The organism is Enterobacter sp. MGH 38, assembly GCF_000492855.1.
GTDB classification, from domain to species: Bacteria; Pseudomonadota; Gammaproteobacteria; order Enterobacterales; family Enterobacteriaceae; genus Enterobacter; species Enterobacter hormaechei_C.
Genome location: NZ_KI535607.1, coordinates 1,416,695 through 1,431,398, shown reverse-complemented (window position 1 = coordinate 1,431,398; position 14,704 = coordinate 1,416,695). Strand labels below are relative to the sequence as shown.

Here is a 14,704-nt window from a genome sequence, read left to right as displayed (position 1 = left end):
AATCAACGGAGATTAGCATGAAGCCGTCCGTCATTTTGTACAAAGCACTGCCTGAAGATCTGCAAAAACGCCTGGAGGAACACTTTACCGTTACCCGGGTAAAGAACCTCAGCCCGGAAACCGTGGCACAGCACGCCGACGCGTTTGCCAGCGCCGAGGGCCTGCTGGGTTCGAGCGAAAAGGTGGATGCAGCGCTGCTGGAGAAAATGCCGAAGCTTCGTGCTACCTCAACCGTTTCGGTGGGATACGACAATTTCGACGTGGATGCGCTAAACGCGCGCAACATCCTGCTGATGCACACGCCTCATGCCCTGACGGAGACCGTCGCCGACACGCTGATGGCGCTGGTGCTTAGCACCGCCCGTCGTGTAGTGGAAGTGGCCGAGCGCGTGAAAGCGGGCGAATGGACCAAAAGCATTGGCCCGGACTGGTTCGGCGTGGACGTTCATGGCAAAACGCTGGGGATTGTTGGGATGGGCCGTATCGGTCTGGCGCTGGCACAGCGCGCGCATTTTGGCTTCAACATGCCCATTCTGTATAACGCGCGCCGTCACCACAGTGAAGCTGAAGAACGTTTCAACGCCCTTTATTGCGAGCTTGATACGCTGTTGCGGGAAGCCGACTTTGTCTGCCTGATCCTGCCGCTGACGGATGAAACGCGTCATCTCATCGGCAAAGCGGCGTTTGAAAAGATGAAGAAATCGGCCATTTTCATCAACGCGGGTCGTGGTCCGGTGGTCGATGAGAAGGCGCTGATTGAGGCACTGCAAAACGGTGAGATCCACGCCGCTGGTCTGGACGTGTTTGAACAAGAGCCGCTGCCGGTGGATTCTCCGCTACTGACCATGCCGAACGTTGTCGCCCTGCCCCACATCGGCTCTGCGACTCATGAAACACGCTACAACATGGCGGCGACCGCCGTGGATAACCTGATTGCCGCGCTCGGCGGTAAAGTGGATAAGAACTGCGTTAACCCGCAGATACAACAGTAGAAACGAAAAAACCCGCCAGAAGGCGGGTTTTTGAATTTAGTGCTACTGGGCTGGAAGCTTACAGGCTTACAACGTTACCAGCTGCTGGGCCTTTAGCGCCGCTTTCGATGGTGAAGGAAACTTTCTGACCTTCATCCAGAGATTTGTAGCCATCGTTCTGGATAGCAGAGAAGTGTACGAACACGTCTTTAGAGCCATCGTCAGGAGTGATGAAGCCGAAACCTTTATCAGCGTTGAACCATTTTACCAGACCAGTCATTTTAGCAGACATAGAAATTACCTTATTAACAAATATATTGTGCCTTCCGGCTTGATGGATTGCGTTACAGATTTTTAAGCGATGAAGGAAGGGTCACTACGAAGGGTATCTATGGATAACAATCTGGACTGCTTTACTAAACTGCTTTAGGTCTGTGTAACAAACCGACGAACATAGTTATACCGATGTGGTAGATGAATGACAAGCGTTATTTTCATCAAGCATAAAAAAAACCCCGCCGAAGCGGGGGTTTTTCTTATTCCGTAGCAGCGACCGCTGCGCTCCAGGCCTGGCTAAAGGCCTGATGCTGGGACGCGAGCGGACCGATCAGCGCGTTATACTGGCTCGCCTGCTGGGAGGTCGGGAACTGGATACCGTTAGAGACAAAGCTCACCTGCGTACCTTGTTCACTAATAAAGTCACCCACCTCAACCAACTGCTGAGTAAAGACCTGAGCCGCCGGGATCAGCGGTTGCAAAGCGTTTGACGGCTTGGTCACGACTTTCTCATACACCTGGTCATAGACCGGTTTAAGATCCTCGCCCTGCTTCAACGCGGAACGCGACGCATCAGCCTGCATTTTGGCATTTTGCAGCTGCTGGCTCAGTACCCCAAGCGCGCCATTTGACTGGCGTAGCGGTTCGCGCTGGGTCATATAATCCTGTGGAACACGGATGGCATTCACGCTATCCACTACCGGGCGAAGACCGGAATCCATCGCCTGGCTTACCTGCTGTGAATAGCCATACAAAATGGCGTAATCCGACACGAATGGACCAAACTGTTTTTTCTGATCCGCAGTCAGCGTTGGTAAACGCTCGCCGCTACGCATCACTGTATTCTGTAGAAAATCGATAAACGCTTTGCGCTGATCGCCTTCTTTATCGAAACACCCACTCAGGCTAACAACCATCAATAACGCCGCAATAGGCGCAAACCAGCGAGAGCAGGACTTTCCTGTCGCCATTTTATTACTCCTTTCACCCAAAAAGCGCACACCGGCACACGCGTGCCCAACGCTGACAAGGATAGTCCAGGTCAGCCTTGCAAGATAGAGTTTTCATGCAAAACGGGTATTCCCGTTTTTGTACTGACTATTTACAAAAAAATACCTGTGCATCCCTACATATGACTAATCAGGTAATTAGCATAACTATCCATATAGCTGAAACGTGTAAAGCGATCGTTATCGCACAATTAATCACAGCCGTGACGATCCTGTGTCTGGTTTAGGGACTATTCTTAACAGGCTCTCTGATGTTCATGATCCCGATGTGTGATTTATGAGGAGTTCTCAATGGAATTAAAAGATCCTGAGTTTGAGCTGCTGAGCAGCCTGGAACAGATTATTTTTAAAGATGTACCGCCGACGGTTACCCTGAATCAAAAGTCCAATCCTTTTAGTGAATTTGAGCGTTTACGCAAAGGATCGGGCCTGAAAACAGATGAATTCGCAAGAGCGATGGGTGTCAGCGTAGCAATGGTGCTGGAGTGGGAGTCAAAACGTGAAAAACCTACCCCAGCCGAGCTAAAGCTTATGCGCCTGATCCAGGCAAACCCTGACCTTCGCAAGCAGTTAGCCTGATAAAGTTTGTTTGCCCCCGCCCTTGCGGGGGCTTGTGTTTACAGGCTTTCACATCGCCATCCCGTCTCTTCCCACACCAGTTCATGCGTCAGCTTCAGCCCTGCCAGAAAAGCTTCATCGTGCGACACCACCAGCAGCGCGCCGGGGTAATCGGCTAAGGCCGCTTCAATGGCCTGAACAGAGGCCAGATCAAGATGGTTGGTCGGCTCATCCAGAAGCAACAACTGCGTTGCCGCTTCACGCCACAATACGCAGGCCAGCGCGGCCTTCAGGCGCTCGCCGCCACTCAGTTCGGCCAGTGGTAGTGTCACTTTCTCTGCGCCCAGCTGAAGCTGCGCTAAACGGGTACGCAGCGCCCCCTCTTCGAGCGGCGTATTGCCCAGGCTAAGGTGAGTCATCACCGACTGCGACAGATCCAGCCGGGAAAGATGCTGATCGAGATAAGCACACCTGACAGAGACCTTACAGGTTCCCGTAACAGGGGCGGTTTCGCCCAACATCACTTTCAACAGCGTGGATTTTCCACAGCCGTTCGGCCCGCGTAGCGCCACGCGCATCGGGCCATCCATTCGCCAGTTTATCGGTGGGACAGGCACGTGCGGAAGCACCAGTTCTTCCAGCACCAGCACCTGTTTCCCTTCCGGGATTTCACTGCCCGGCAGGGTAAACATCACCGCATTATCCTCTTCAACCCGCTCGCGTGCCTGGTTGACCGCAGCGTTCAAAGCATGGTTTTGATCGCTATGCTGTTTTTTCCAGGAACCAATACGCTCTTTCGCCGCCCCTTTGTATTTGACCCGTTCAAACGAGGCGATGTTAAGGCTGTCGACCGTGCGAAGCGTTTTGGCTGAACGCCGCAGGCTGTCGTCATGCTCTTTATTCATACGGGCGCGGGTACGCTTGCGTTCGGTGGCAGCATGTTCCAGCGCGGCGCGGGCAGCCAGCTGTTCAGCATCACGCTGGGTTCGATAGTCAGCATAATTCCCACCGTAGCTGCGCAAGCCCAACGCGCTCAGTTCAAGGATTCGCGGTACCTGGGCCAGCAACTCACGGTCGTGAGAGGCCACCAGCACCCCGCCCTGATACCTGGAAAGCTGCTCGTAGAACCACTTGCGGCCTTGCCTGTCGAGGTGGTTGGTCGGTTCGTCCAGCAGCAGGTAGTCAGCATCCGCGGTGAATGCGCTGCACAGCAAGGCACGAATGCGCTCGCCACCGCTCAACTCTGCCGCGCGTTTACTCGGGTCAAAAGGGGGAAGTTTTGCAGCGATAAAAGCCTGGCTCAGCCGTTCAGCCAGATCCCAATAACCGTCGAGCGTGTCGAGATCGTCGGGTTCATAATGACCGCTGTCGATGCGCGTGCGCGCCGCAAAGATCGCGTCGTAACCAAGCAGTTCGGCAAGCGTGGTATCCGCAGAAATATCCTGCTGCTGCGCCACGTAGACGTGTGTACCAAAGCGTTCAATATGACCGCTGGCGGGTTCATCAACTCCTGCCAGCAACCGGAGAAGGCGTGTTTTACCGCTGCCGTTGCGGCCAACCAGCGCGCACACTGACGCATCCAGAGAAAGATTCAGTGGACCAAAAAGGATATCGCCCGTCGCAAACTGACAGGTGACCTGATGCAAAATAAAAGAGGGGGACTGCGCAAAATGAGCCATAAGCACTCCTGAATGAAATCAAAACATCCCCTGCCGACGCGATGCGTTGAGCAAGGATCGAAATTCATCAGTCGTGTTTGTTCATTTTTGGGGGGCGCTCCTGAGGGCGAAATTTAACGGGAACAAGAATAACGGCAATGCGCCGCCCATTTCAAGGTTAAATTTTCACCAGGCTATTGCCCGAGCATAAAAAACCCGCCGAAGCGGGTCTCTCAATCAGATAAACGCAAACGCATCGCCAAACAGACGATCTTCCCGCGCGTCACGCTCGTTGCAGAACAGGTCGCGGGCAATTTTTGCCATTTCAAAGCGACCGGCAATGTAGATATCGTGCCCGGCCAGCGTCCCGTGATCCTGCAATACCGCAGTCAGCACCGTACCGCTGCGCCCGCGCCAGCCCTCTTCCGGCTGCTCGACAACCGGCTCAATGCGCAGGTTTGGATGATTTACGCTCAACGCCTCCAGCTCAGACAGATCGTAAAGGTGCTTCTCTTCACGGCCGCCCCAGTAGATGGTGATATCGCGATTTGGATTACGCGCCAGCGCCGTCAGCAGAATAGAGCGGACATAGGAGAAGCCCGTGCCACCGGCAATCAGGATCAGCGGACGGTCTTCGTCTTCACGCAGCCAGGCCTCGCCATGAGGAATATCAACCACGATTTCACGCTCTTTCAGGATGCGGTCCATCACGGCCATCGCGTACAGGTTAAGCTCAGACGCACCAATATGCAGCTCAATAAATTCCTTCTCTGCTGGCGTTGAGGCCATAGAGAAAGGACGCTTATCACGCTCGTCCATCACGACCATCAGGTACTGACCGGCACGGAATGAGAATGCCGCTTCAGGAACCAAACGGACGCGATATACGGTGTCGGTAATAGCATCTACCGACGTCACTTTACAGCTTAAGGTTGTCATTCGCTCTCTCTGTCGGGAAGTCTATAGGGCTAAACGGTCTTATTCTGCCTTACCGTTATTCATTATGGCCAGCTCGTCCCAGATCGCGTCAATTCGCGCGGTCACGGCAGGATCTTTTTCGATCGGGCGACCCCATTCACGGTCGGTTTCGCCAGGCCATTTGTTCGTGGCATCCAGTCCCATTTTTGAGCCAAGTCCGGAAACCGGCGAGGCAAAATCCAGGTAATCAATCGGCGTGTTTTCCACTAACACCGTATCACGCGCCGGATCCATACGCGTGGTGATGGCCCAGATAACGTCATTCCAGTCGCGGGCATTGACGTCATCATCGCAGACAATCACAAACTTGGTATACATAAACTGGCGCAGGAAAGACCATACGCCCATCATCACGCGCTTAGCGTGACCGGCATACTGCTTCTTCATCGTCACCACCGCCAGGCGATACGAACACCCTTCCGGCGGCAGATAAAAATCAACGATTTCCGGGAACTGCTTTTGCAGGATCGGCACGAACACTTCGTTCAGCGCCACGCCCAGTACCGCCGGTTCGTCGGGTGGACGGCCGGTATAGGTGGAGTGATAGATGGCATCTTCACGCTGGGTAATGTGGGTGACGGTGAACACCGGAAAGTTATCCACTTCGTTGTAATAGCCGGTGTGGTCGCCGTACGGCCCTTCGGGTGCCAGCTCGCCCTGTTCAATGTAACCTTCCAGCACAATCTCTGCGCTGGCCGGTACTTCCAGGTCATTGGAGATGCACTTCACCACTTCGGTTTTGGTGCCGCGCAGCAGCCCTGCAAAGGCATATTCAGACAGCGTATCAGGAACAGGCGTCACCGCGCCCAGGATGGTTGCCGGATCGGCACCCAGCGCGACGGAAACCGGGAAGCGTTCGCCCGGATGGGCCGCGCACCACTCCTGGAAATCCAGCGCCCCGCCGCGATGGGACAACCAGCGCATGATGAGCTTGTTTTTGCCAATCAGCTGCTGGCGGTAAATGCCGAGGTTTTGACGCTCTTTATGCGGCCCACGCGTCACGGTGAGGCCCCAGGTGATCAGCGGTGCGGCATCGTCAGGCCAGCACTGCATGATGGGAATTTTGGTCAGATCCACCGCATCGCCTTCCAGCACTTTTTGCTGGCACGGCGCATCGCGCAGGCGTTTGGTGGGCATATTCAACACCTGCTTAAACTGCGGCAGTTTGTCGAACAGGTCGCGGAACCCTTTTGGCGGCTCCGGCTCTTTCAGAAAGGCCAGCAGTTTGCCCACTTCACGTAACGCCGTGACATCTTCCTGCCCCATCCCCAGCGCCACGCGGCGAGGTGTGCCAAACAGGTTGCACAGCACCGGCATGGTGTAGCCTTTTGGGTTTTCAAACAGCAACGCCGGGCCGCCCGCGCGCAGGGTGCGGTCAGCGATTTCTGTCATTTCCAGATACGGATCAACAGGAAGCGTAATGCGTTTGAGTTCGCCCTGCTTTTCCAGCAGCGCCAGGAAGTCGCGTAGATCGTGGTATTTCATGCAGTTAATCATGGCCTCTCTGTAAGCGCTTCATTATACGGCGTAAGACCGCGTGATGCTGTAATTTTGTTAAATTAGCGTGAACTTCCACGACTTACTCTCTTTTTCGCCATTATAATCACCTTAGCGATCCCGCCAGGGTTTTGGTATGCTTGCGCCCCGAACAATGGGAAGAGTGATTATGCAGGCCTGGTATTTACTGTATTGCAAACGCGGGCAACTTCAGCGCGCGCAGGAACATCTTGAACGTCAGTCTGTGAACTGCCTGACACCCGTGATCACGCTTGAAAAAATGCAGCGTGGAAGACGCACGACCGTCAGTGAGCCTCTGTTCCCGAATTACCTGTTCGTCGAATTCGACCCCGAAGTGATCCACACCACGACGATCAGTGCCACACGCGGCGTCAGCCATTTTGTGCGTTTTGGCGCCCATCCGGCAAGAGTACCGTCATCGGTTATTCATCAGCTTTCTGTCTACCAGCAGCCTGAAGATATTACCGATCCGGAAACCCCTTATGCCGGCGACAGCGTGGTGATCACCGAAGGCGCCTTTGAAGGCTTACAGGCCATCTTCGCTGAGCCGGACGGTGAAGCGCGCTCCATGCTGCTGCTCAACCTGCTGAACAAAGAGGTGTTGCAGAGCGTGAAAAACACCGATTTCCGCAAAGTTTAGAACTGCACGCCGAACAGACGACGCACGTTATCATCGGTTTGTGCTGCCAGCCACTGCACATCTTCTCCCCGCCAGTGCGCCACTCGCTCAGCAATATGCCCCAGGTAGGCCGGTTCATTACGTCGTGATGGCGGTTTGGGCTGCATATCCCGGGGCAACAGATACGGCGCATCCGTTTCCAGCAGCAAACGATCGGCCGGGATAACGGGTAACAGCTCACGCAGTTCCAGCCCACGACGCTCATCGCAGACCCAGCCCGTGATACCCAAATAAAGCCCGCGGTTCAGGCAATCCAGCGCTTCCTGACGGGAGCCCGTAAAGCAGTGCAACACCGCGCCCGGCAGTTTCTCCAGCCAGGGTTCCAGTAGCGCCATAAAACGTTCATGCGCATCGCGACAGTGCATAAACACCGGCATCTCCAGCTCTGCTGCCAGCGCGAGCTGGGCGGTAAATGCCTTCTCCTGCTCTTCAGGCGTCGAGAAGTTACGGTTGAAATCAAGCCCGCATTCGCCAATGGCAACCACTTCTGGCGTTTGTGCCAGACGATGAAGCGCCTCAGCGCTTTCATGCGTCCACTGGCTGCTGTCATGAGGATGCACGCCTGCGGTGGACCAGCAGTGTTGATAGCGTTGCGCCATCTGCCGTGCCTGCTCACTCTCATGCAGATTCGTTCCCGTCAGTAACAGCCCGTTCACGCCGGCGGCAAAGGCGCGCGCCACCACCTCATCGTGGTCTTTCGCAAACTGGGCGCTGGTGAGGTTAAGCCCGATATCAAACATACGTATCCCCATATGACAACCGCCCTGACGGGCGGTTGGTTTTATTCTTTAGTAGTCTCTTCAGACGGCTCGTCTTCTTCGTCCCGGGTACGCCCCTTTCCGACGTAGAAACGAGCGAAGAACACGCCGACTTCAAACAGGCAGTACATCGGTATCGCCAGTAAGGTTTGCGAGAAGACGTCCGGTGGCGTTAACAGCATACCTACGACAAATGCCCCCACCAGGATGTACGGGCGCTTCTTACGCAGATCGTCAGGCGTGGTCACCCCCACCCAGCAGAGCAGGACAATCGCTACGGGCACCTCGAAGGCGACACCAAAGGCCATAAACAGCGCCATCACGAAGCTGAGGTAGCTGGCGATGTCCGTCGACACCTGTACCCCTTCCGGTGCGGTATGCGTCAGGAAGCCGAAGGCCAGCGGGAAGACAACGAAGTAGGCGAACGCCATGCCGATGTAAAACAGCAGCGAACTGGACACCAGCAGCGGAATAACCAGCTTGCGTTCATGCCTGTACAGCGCGGGCGCCACAAATGCCCAGACCTGATACAAAATGACCGGTGCAGATGCAATCAACGATACCCAGAAGGTCAGCTTGATGGGGGTAAAGAACGGTGAAGCAACGTCCGTTGCAATCATCGTCGCGCCCAGCGGCATCTGTTTAATCAGCGGCGCGGAAACCACCTGATAGATATCGTTGGCGAAATAGACCAGACATAAAAAAATGAGGAAAACCGCAATAATGCAGTTTAACAGGCGCTTACGCAGCTCAATGAGGTGCGCAATCAGCGGTTGAGTATCATCTACTGCCATGTTTACGCTTTATCACTCGACGAGGGGGATGATTCGGAAACAGGCGCGGCGGGTTTTACCTCAGCCGTTTTGACCACGGGCTCTTCCGGCGGCACCTGCTTTTTCACTTCGGGCTCCTGCGGCGATTGCTCTGGCGAAGCGGCCTGATGCTCCGCGCTGGAAGGCGTCACACCCTCGCGCTGCTCTTCGCTGCCCTTCACCACCGGATTATGGATGGTGTTTGCTTCATCGCTCGCCTTCTCAGGATCGTTAATGCTGTATGAGCGCTTCATGGATTCAGCCGCTTCGCGTAACTCATCCATTGATGCTTTCAGCTCCGGCGTCAGGTTATCCATGCTCGCCTTTTCAACCTTTTTCAGGCTGTCCTGAAATTCCTGAAGCTTCAGCTCCTGTGCCAGCTCGTTCTGCACGGTAGTTGCCAGCGAGCGAAGTGCCCGCACCCAGCCCACGACGGTTTTCACCGCAACGGGTAAACGCTGCGGCCCCAACACAATCAGACCAATCACAAAGACCAGCAGTAACTCACCAAAACCAATGTCGAACACGAATTACACCTGCTCTTTATCGTGACGTTTAGCCTCTTCCTTTTTGGCTTCGTCCTGCTTATCGGCGATGGATTTAGCGGTAAAATCAGCATCCTGACTGGTTTTTTCCTGCTTATTCTCATCATCGCTCATGGCTTTCTTGAAGCCTTTGATTGACGCGCCCAGGTCGGAACCAATCGATCCGAGTTTTTTCGTGCCAAACAGCAGCACAACGATGACGGCAATGATCACTAACTGCCAGATACTGATACCACCCATGCGTGTTCCCCAGTGATAGATGATTAATTAGTCAGATCGCATTATACGTATGCAATCTCTCGATAGCGACGCTAATTCAGCGCGTTTTTCGCCAGCCAGCAAGCCAGACAACCACACCGGCAGCCATAATCCAGGCTGGCATCATTTCCCAGTCCGGACGATTGATCAACAGCAACGTGCCGCTTATCAGCAGCGTCGCGCCAATTCCGAAGAGATAGCGGGACTGCCCCTGACGCACGCGACTGGATTGAAGCTCGTGCGCGATTTTATCCATGCTGTGCTGAAGGTTCTTGCTCTGACGCAAACTGTCGTAAACCAGTTCAGGAATTTCAGGCATTTTTTCAATCCAGAACGGGCCTTTCTCTTTAAGCGAGCGAACCAGGGCTGGAATACCGACCTGATCCTTAATCCAGGATTCGAGGAACGGTTTCGCGGTTTTCCACAAGTCTAACTGAGGATAGAGCTGGCGGCCTACGCCCTCAACGTAAAGTAATGTTTTCTGAAGTAAAACTAATTGTGGCTGCACTTCCATATTGAAACGGCGTGCGGTGTTGAACAGGTTGAGCAGGACGTGTCCGAAAGAGATCTCCGAGAGCGGCTTTTCAAAAATCGGCTCACAGACGGTGCGGATCGCAAATTCAAACTCTTCCACGTTGGTATCTGGCGGAACCCAGCCTGAATCCACGTGCAGCTCGGCCACCTTACGGTAGTCGCGATTGAAGAAAGCGATAAAGTTCTCGGCGAGATAACGCTTATCCTCTTTATTCAGCGAGCCGACAATACCGCAGTCGATGCCGATGTATTTAGGATCTTCCGGGTGCTCATAGCTGACAAAAATGTTGCCCGGATGCATGTCAGCATGGAAGAAGCTGTCGCGGAAAACCTGAGTAAAGAAGACCTGCACGCCACGTTCGGCCAGCAACTTCATGTTGGTGCCCTGTTTTTCCAGCGCCGTCACGTCCGAGACCGGAATACCGTAGATACGTTCCATCACCATCATGTTCTGACTGCAATAGTCAGAATAGACTTCAGGAACATACAGCATCGGGCTGTCTTCAAAGTTTCGACGCAGCTGAATGGCGTTCGCCGATTCACGCAGCAGGTTAAGCTCATCAATCAGCGTTTTTTCGTATTCCCGTACCACTTCCAGCGGACGCAGACGGCGGCCATCCGGCAACAGACGCGGCACCCAGCGAGCCAGGCGATAAATCAGCTTCATGTCTGCTTTGATAACCGGCAGGATATCCGGACGAATCACTTTAATGACCACCTCTTTGCCATTTTCCTTCAGGCGCGCAGTATGAACCTGCGCAATAGAGGCAGAGGCCAGAGGCTGAATATCGAAATCATCAAACCAGGTCTCGATGGGGATATTGCCCATCGCTTCTTCGATTTGTTTCTTCGCTCTCTCTCCGTCAAACGGAGCGACGCGATCCTGCAATAGTGCGAGCTGATCGGCAATCTGCGGTGGAAAAAGGTCGCGACGTGTTGAGAGCATCTGCCCAAACTTGATCCAGACCGGTCCCAGCTCCTGCAACGCAAGACGCAGGCGTGCGCCCAGCTCCTGATCCTTATGGCGATTCGGCATCCAGAACAGCGTGCGACGCCAAAGCCGAAGCGGCAGGGTGATACGCATTCTGGGGATAAGCTCGTCGAGCCCGTAGCTCAAAAAGGTGCGAACGATAAAATAGAGGCGCCGAATTTCACCAGGCGTCATTTGCCCTCCAGTTTTTCCAGCCGTTTGGTTAACGCATCAACTGCGCGCTCAACTGCCGCGGTCTCTTCTGCAAACCAGGCGACTTCTAAAGGCCCCGGCGCCATACGCCACTCTTCGGTCAGCACCTCGGCAGCATAGCGCTGTTGACGGAGCAGACCTTTACGCAGGAAAGCGGAACCCGTGCGCAGCGTTTTGCTTATCCCTTCAGCCGCGATGTCGCCGATATAGGGCGCCAGCAGTTCCGCCGGGTCGAATTCAGCCTGATCGCTGAGTGCAACGAAGTTCTGTACCACCTGAATATCGCCTTCGACCTCCAGCTCACCGCTGCGAATAAGCGCCGTCATCTGCTGACGGTCACGCAGTTTTGGTAAGACGCTCATGTGCGTAATTACCGAGCAATCAGCTTCGCCTTCCCACTCCCCCAGAACGTCAAGCTGACGTTCGCTGAAGACCAGCACAAGCGGCGTCGAGAACTCCTTTAACACGATGCGCAGCACCTTTCCGTTAAGCCGCTGACGTGCGGTTTTCAGCGCCGGAGCGCGATACAGAAAGGCATTCAGTACATTCTCGATGCCTGCGGTGACTAAGGGTTTAATGGGCACGGGAAACCTCCACTCAGAACTTGTAACCACGATGCAGCGCGACGACACCCGCCGTCATATTGAAGTATTCCACGTTTTCAAACTCGGCATCCTGCATCATCGCTTTCAGCGTGTCCTGATCCGGGTGCATTCGGATGGATTCGGCCAGATAACGGTAACTTTCTGCATCGTTTGCCACCAGCTCGCCGATGCGCGGCAAAACGTGGAAGGAATAGGCATCGTAAGCTTTGCTCAGCGGGTCGATAATCGGTTTAGAAAACTCGAGAACCAGTAGTCGGCCGCCCGGCTTCAGCACGCGGTACATGGAGCGCAGCGCTTTATCTTTATCGGTCACGTTACGCAGACCGAAAGAGATGGTGATGCAGTCGAACGTATTATCCGGGAACGGCAGCGCTTCGGCGTTGGCCTGAACATATTCAACGTTGCCTACCACGCCGATGTTACGCAGCTTTTCGCGTCCCATTTTCAGCATGGAGTCGTTGATATCCGCCAGCACCACGCGGCCGGTTTCGCCAACCAGACGGGAGAATTTAGCGGTCAGATCCCCTGTGCCTCCGGCTAAATCCAGCACCGTTTGTCCACGGCGCACGCCGCTGCAATCAATAGTGAAGCGCTTCCACAAGCGATGAATGCCGAATGACATCAAATCATTCATCACATCGTACTTCGCCGCCACGGAATGAAATACGTGGGCCACCATGTCAGCTTTCTGCGCTTTGGCGACAGTCTGAAAGCCAAAGTGCGTTGTGTCTTGTGAATCGTCAACCATCTCAGAGCCTGCTAATCAGTCAAATGTTCGTGAAGTGTAACAGATTGGGCGCATTTGCCCTACGTTTCAACCACCGTGAAAGAAACGTGCCGGCTGCGCTTCGGTGGATAAACTCGCCGCTAAGCCGTTGTCTTCATTGCGGCTATTTTGCTCACCGTCGCCTTCACGCAGACGAAACTCTTCGTCCTGAGCGGTAGCCTGCTCCACCAGTTCCGGATTAATCTCGCGTTTAACTTCCACCCCCAGGCTGCGAAACGCCTCCGCCTGCGCCAGCAAATTGCCACGCCCGGAGGAGAGTTTTTTCATCGCCTGGCGGTAGTTATCCTGCGCGCGATCCAGGCTTTGCCCCACCGAGGACATATCGTCCACAAACAGCCGCATTTTGTCGTACAGCTTGCTGGCGCGATCGGCAATCTGCTGCGCGTTACGGCTTTGGTGCTCATAGCGCCACAGGTTGGCAATGGTACGTAACGCCACCAGTAGCGTGGTGGGGCTGACCAGCATAATGTTATTTTTCAGCGCTTCGGTGATCAGTTCGGGCTGTCTGTCGAGCGCCAGCAGGAAGGCTGGCTCAACCGGAATGAACATCAGCACATAATCCAGCGATCGCAGCCCCGGCAACTGCTGATAATCTTTTCTGCCCAGCAGACGGATATGGTTACGCACGGAGGCGATGTGCTCCTGCAACGCTGTTTCGCGGGTGTAGTCATCTTCCGCGTTGAAGTAGCGCTCATAGGCCACCAGCGTCATTTTGGCGTCGATAACCACATCTTTGCCCTGTGGCAGACGAACAATGACATCCGGCTGCATCCGCGAGCGCGCATCGTTTTCAATGCTGACCTGCGTTTCGTATTCGTATCCTTCGCGCAGGCCAGAGGCCTCCAGCACGCGCGTCATGACCACTTCGCCCCAGTTTCCCTGCGCTTTGTTATCACCTTTCAGTGCGCGCGTCAGGTTAACCGCCTCCTGCGCCATCTGCGCATTCAGCTGCTGGAGATTACGAATTTCATGCGCCAGCGTGTGGCGCTCGCGGGCCTCCTGACCAAAGCTGTCCTGTACCTGACGTCGAAAGCCGTCCAACTGCTCACGCAGGGGCGTCAGCAGGCTGTTCAGGCTCTGACGGTTCTGCTCATCCACGCGGCGATTGCTGTGCTCAAAAATGCGGTTCGCGAGGTTCTCAAACTGCTCGCTAAGACGCTGCTCGCTGTTGATCATCTGACGGATTTTGTCTTCGGCGTGCAGTTGGGTGGACTCAAGACGGGTGGTCACTTCACGGAGATCGGCCTCCAGCGAGGTATTGATATCACGCAGATTGCGCAGTTCGTTATTGAGCAGTTCGCACTCGTCGCGCCAGTGGTCACTCAGCGCAAGCTGTTGTTTCGTCGCGCTGAGTTCGGCGACGATCTCTTCGCGCTCTGCCAGCTGATCGGCTTTCTGCTGAGCATGTTGGTAGCCGCAAATGAGCCAGCCAATCCCCACGCTCACCAGCGCAACTACCGCATAAACCAGGATTGAAATATCCACAATGCCCCCTGCATCCACGTCTAACCCGCACAAAATAGAATTGTGCTGTATGAACGTCCAGTTTGAAAGGGTTTTCCTGCGAGGCGTTA

Annotated in this window: 16 protein-coding genes; 3 read left to right on the top strand and 13 right to left on the bottom strand. The window is 54.6% G+C overall.

What is annotated here, in order from left to right; all coding sequences use genetic code 11:
• The first annotated feature begins 17 nt into the window (after nucleotides 1–17).
• Nucleotides 18–992, top strand: a complete 975-nt coding sequence (ghrB, locus tag L384_RS14145) for a glyoxylate/hydroxypyruvate reductase GhrB (RefSeq protein ID WP_023315194.1) — start codon at nucleotides 18–20, stop codon at nucleotides 990–992.
• Between the two features lie 58 nt (nucleotides 993–1,050).
• On the opposite strand, the gene cspA is transcribed toward ghrB, so the two are convergent.
• Together cspA and L384_RS14155 are read right to left on the bottom strand one after the other, a co-directional pair.
• On the bottom strand, nucleotides 1,051–1,263 hold the full coding sequence (gene cspA, locus L384_RS14150; protein ID WP_003860775.1) for a transcription antiterminator/RNA stability regulator CspE: 213 nt from the start codon (nucleotides 1,261–1,263) through the stop codon (nucleotides 1,051–1,053).
• 244 nt (nucleotides 1,264–1,507) lie between these two features.
• Nucleotides 1,508–2,218 carry a DUF3053 domain-containing protein gene (locus tag L384_RS14155; RefSeq protein ID WP_023323993.1) on the bottom strand — a complete coding sequence of 237 codons (711 nt, stop codon included), beginning with the start codon at nucleotides 2,216–2,218 and terminating at the stop codon, nucleotides 1,508–1,510.
• 330 nt (nucleotides 2,219–2,548) lie between these two features.
• Here L384_RS14155 and L384_RS14160 point away from each other — a divergent pair, with 330 nt between their 5' ends.
• Nucleotides 2,549–2,836, top strand: a complete 288-nt coding sequence (locus tag L384_RS14160; RefSeq protein WP_003860776.1) for an HTH-type transcriptional regulator — start codon at nucleotides 2,549–2,551, stop codon at nucleotides 2,834–2,836.
• 38 nt (nucleotides 2,837–2,874) lie between these two features.
• On the opposite strand, the gene L384_RS14165 is transcribed toward L384_RS14160, so the two are convergent.
• The 3 genes from L384_RS14165 to ubiD all read right to left on the bottom strand — a co-directional run bounded on the left by L384_RS14165 (nucleotide 2,875) and on the right by ubiD (nucleotide 6,948).
• Entirely contained in the window at nucleotides 2,875–4,494 is a 1,620-nt protein-coding gene (locus tag L384_RS14165) for an ABC-F family ATP-binding cassette domain-containing protein (RefSeq protein ID WP_023323992.1), read from the bottom strand.
• Between the two features lie 216 nt (nucleotides 4,495–4,710).
• Nucleotides 4,711–5,412 carry an NAD(P)H-flavin reductase gene (gene fre, locus L384_RS14170; RefSeq protein ID WP_003860778.1) on the bottom strand — a complete coding sequence of 234 codons (702 nt, stop codon included), beginning with the start codon at nucleotides 5,410–5,412 and terminating at the stop codon, nucleotides 4,711–4,713.
• Nucleotides 5,413–5,451: 39 nt separating this feature from the next.
• Nucleotides 5,452–6,948 (bottom strand): 4-hydroxy-3-polyprenylbenzoate decarboxylase, encoded by a 1,497-nt coding sequence (gene ubiD, locus L384_RS14175; RefSeq protein WP_023323991.1) that lies wholly within the window; start codon nucleotides 6,946–6,948, stop codon nucleotides 5,452–5,454.
• 169 nt (nucleotides 6,949–7,117) lie between these two features.
• Here ubiD and rfaH point away from each other — a divergent pair, with 169 nt between their 5' ends.
• Nucleotides 7,118–7,609, top strand: a complete 492-nt coding sequence (gene rfaH / locus L384_RS14180; protein ID WP_003860779.1) for a transcription/translation regulatory transformer protein RfaH — start codon at nucleotides 7,118–7,120, stop codon at nucleotides 7,607–7,609.
• On the opposite strand, the gene tatD is transcribed toward rfaH, so the two are convergent.
• From tatD to rmuC, 8 genes are all read right to left on the bottom strand, one after another.
• Nucleotides 7,606–8,388, bottom strand: a complete 783-nt coding sequence (tatD, locus tag L384_RS14185) for a 3'-5' ssDNA/RNA exonuclease TatD (RefSeq protein WP_023323990.1) — start codon at nucleotides 8,386–8,388, stop codon at nucleotides 7,606–7,608. The genes rfaH and tatD overlap by 4 nt on opposite strands.
• Nucleotides 8,389–8,429: 41 nt before the next feature.
• Nucleotides 8,430–9,200 (bottom strand): Sec-independent protein translocase subunit TatC, encoded by a 771-nt coding sequence (gene tatC / locus L384_RS14190; protein WP_023315191.1) that lies wholly within the window; start codon nucleotides 9,198–9,200, stop codon nucleotides 8,430–8,432.
• Nucleotides 9,201–9,202: 2 nt separating this feature from the next.
• Entirely contained in the window at nucleotides 9,203–9,745 is a 543-nt protein-coding gene (gene tatB / locus L384_RS14195; protein WP_003860783.1) for a Sec-independent protein translocase protein TatB, read from the bottom strand.
• Between the two features lie 3 nt (nucleotides 9,746–9,748).
• Entirely contained in the window at nucleotides 9,749–10,003 is a 255-nt protein-coding gene (gene tatA, locus L384_RS14200) for a Sec-independent protein translocase subunit TatA (protein WP_003860787.1), read from the bottom strand.
• 76 nt (nucleotides 10,004–10,079) lie between these two features.
• The gene (gene ubiB, locus L384_RS14205) at nucleotides 10,080–11,720 is read right to left on the bottom strand and encodes a ubiquinone biosynthesis regulatory protein kinase UbiB (RefSeq protein WP_022650180.1); all 1,641 of its coding nucleotides are present in this window, start codon (nucleotides 11,718–11,720) and stop codon (nucleotides 10,080–10,082) included.
• Nucleotides 11,717–12,322: a ubiquinone biosynthesis protein UbiJ gene (gene ubiJ, locus L384_RS14210; protein WP_003860788.1), complete on the bottom strand. Its 606-nt coding sequence runs from the start codon at nucleotides 12,320–12,322 to the stop codon at nucleotides 11,717–11,719. Before ubiJ ends, ubiB begins: the two co-directional genes overlap by 4 nt.
• Nucleotides 12,323–12,335: 13 nt before the next feature.
• The gene (ubiE, locus tag L384_RS14215) at nucleotides 12,336–13,091 is read right to left on the bottom strand and encodes a bifunctional demethylmenaquinone methyltransferase/2-methoxy-6-polyprenyl-1,4-benzoquinol methylase UbiE (protein WP_003860790.1); all 756 of its coding nucleotides are present in this window, start codon (nucleotides 13,089–13,091) and stop codon (nucleotides 12,336–12,338) included.
• A gap of 66 nt (nucleotides 13,092–13,157) precedes the next feature.
• Nucleotides 13,158–14,615 carry a DNA recombination protein RmuC gene (rmuC, locus tag L384_RS14220; protein WP_023323989.1) on the bottom strand — a complete coding sequence of 486 codons (1,458 nt, stop codon included), beginning with the start codon at nucleotides 14,613–14,615 and terminating at the stop codon, nucleotides 13,158–13,160.
• Between the last annotated feature and the right edge of the window lie 89 nt (nucleotides 14,616–14,704).

Coding starts and splice junctions, on each gene's coding strand:
- ghrB (WP_023315194.1), top strand. CDS start 18: ATGAAGCCGTCCGTCATTTTGTACAAAGCACTGCCTGAAGATCTGCAA.
- cspA (WP_003860775.1), bottom strand. CDS start 1,263: ATGTCTGCTAAAATGACTGGTCTGGTAAAATGGTTCAACGCTGATAAA.
- L384_RS14155 (WP_023323993.1), bottom strand. CDS start 2,218: ATGGCGACAGGAAAGTCCTGCTCTCGCTGGTTTGCGCCTATTGCGGCG.
- L384_RS14160 (WP_003860776.1), top strand. CDS start 2,549: ATGGAATTAAAAGATCCTGAGTTTGAGCTGCTGAGCAGCCTGGAACAG.
- L384_RS14165 (WP_023323992.1), bottom strand. CDS start 4,494: ATGGCTCATTTTGCGCAGTCCCCCTCTTTTATTTTGCATCAGGTCACC.
- fre (WP_003860778.1), bottom strand. CDS start 5,412: ATGACAACCTTAAGCTGTAAAGTGACGTCGGTAGATGCTATTACCGAC.
- ubiD (WP_023323991.1), bottom strand. CDS start 6,948: ATGATTAACTGCATGAAATACCACGATCTACGCGACTTCCTGGCGCTG.
- rfaH (WP_003860779.1), top strand. CDS start 7,118: ATGCAGGCCTGGTATTTACTGTATTGCAAACGCGGGCAACTTCAGCGC.
- tatD (WP_023323990.1), bottom strand. CDS start 8,388: ATGTTTGATATCGGGCTTAACCTCACCAGCGCCCAGTTTGCGAAAGAC.
- tatC (WP_023315191.1), bottom strand. CDS start 9,200: ATGGCAGTAGATGATACTCAACCGCTGATTGCGCACCTCATTGAGCTG.
- tatA (WP_003860787.1), bottom strand. CDS start 10,003: ATGGGTGGTATCAGTATCTGGCAGTTAGTGATCATTGCCGTCATCGTT.
- ubiB (WP_022650180.1), bottom strand. CDS start 11,720: ATGACGCCTGGTGAAATTCGGCGCCTCTATTTTATCGTTCGCACCTTT.
- ubiE (WP_003860790.1), bottom strand. CDS start 13,091: ATGGTTGACGATTCACAAGACACAACGCACTTTGGCTTTCAGACTGTC.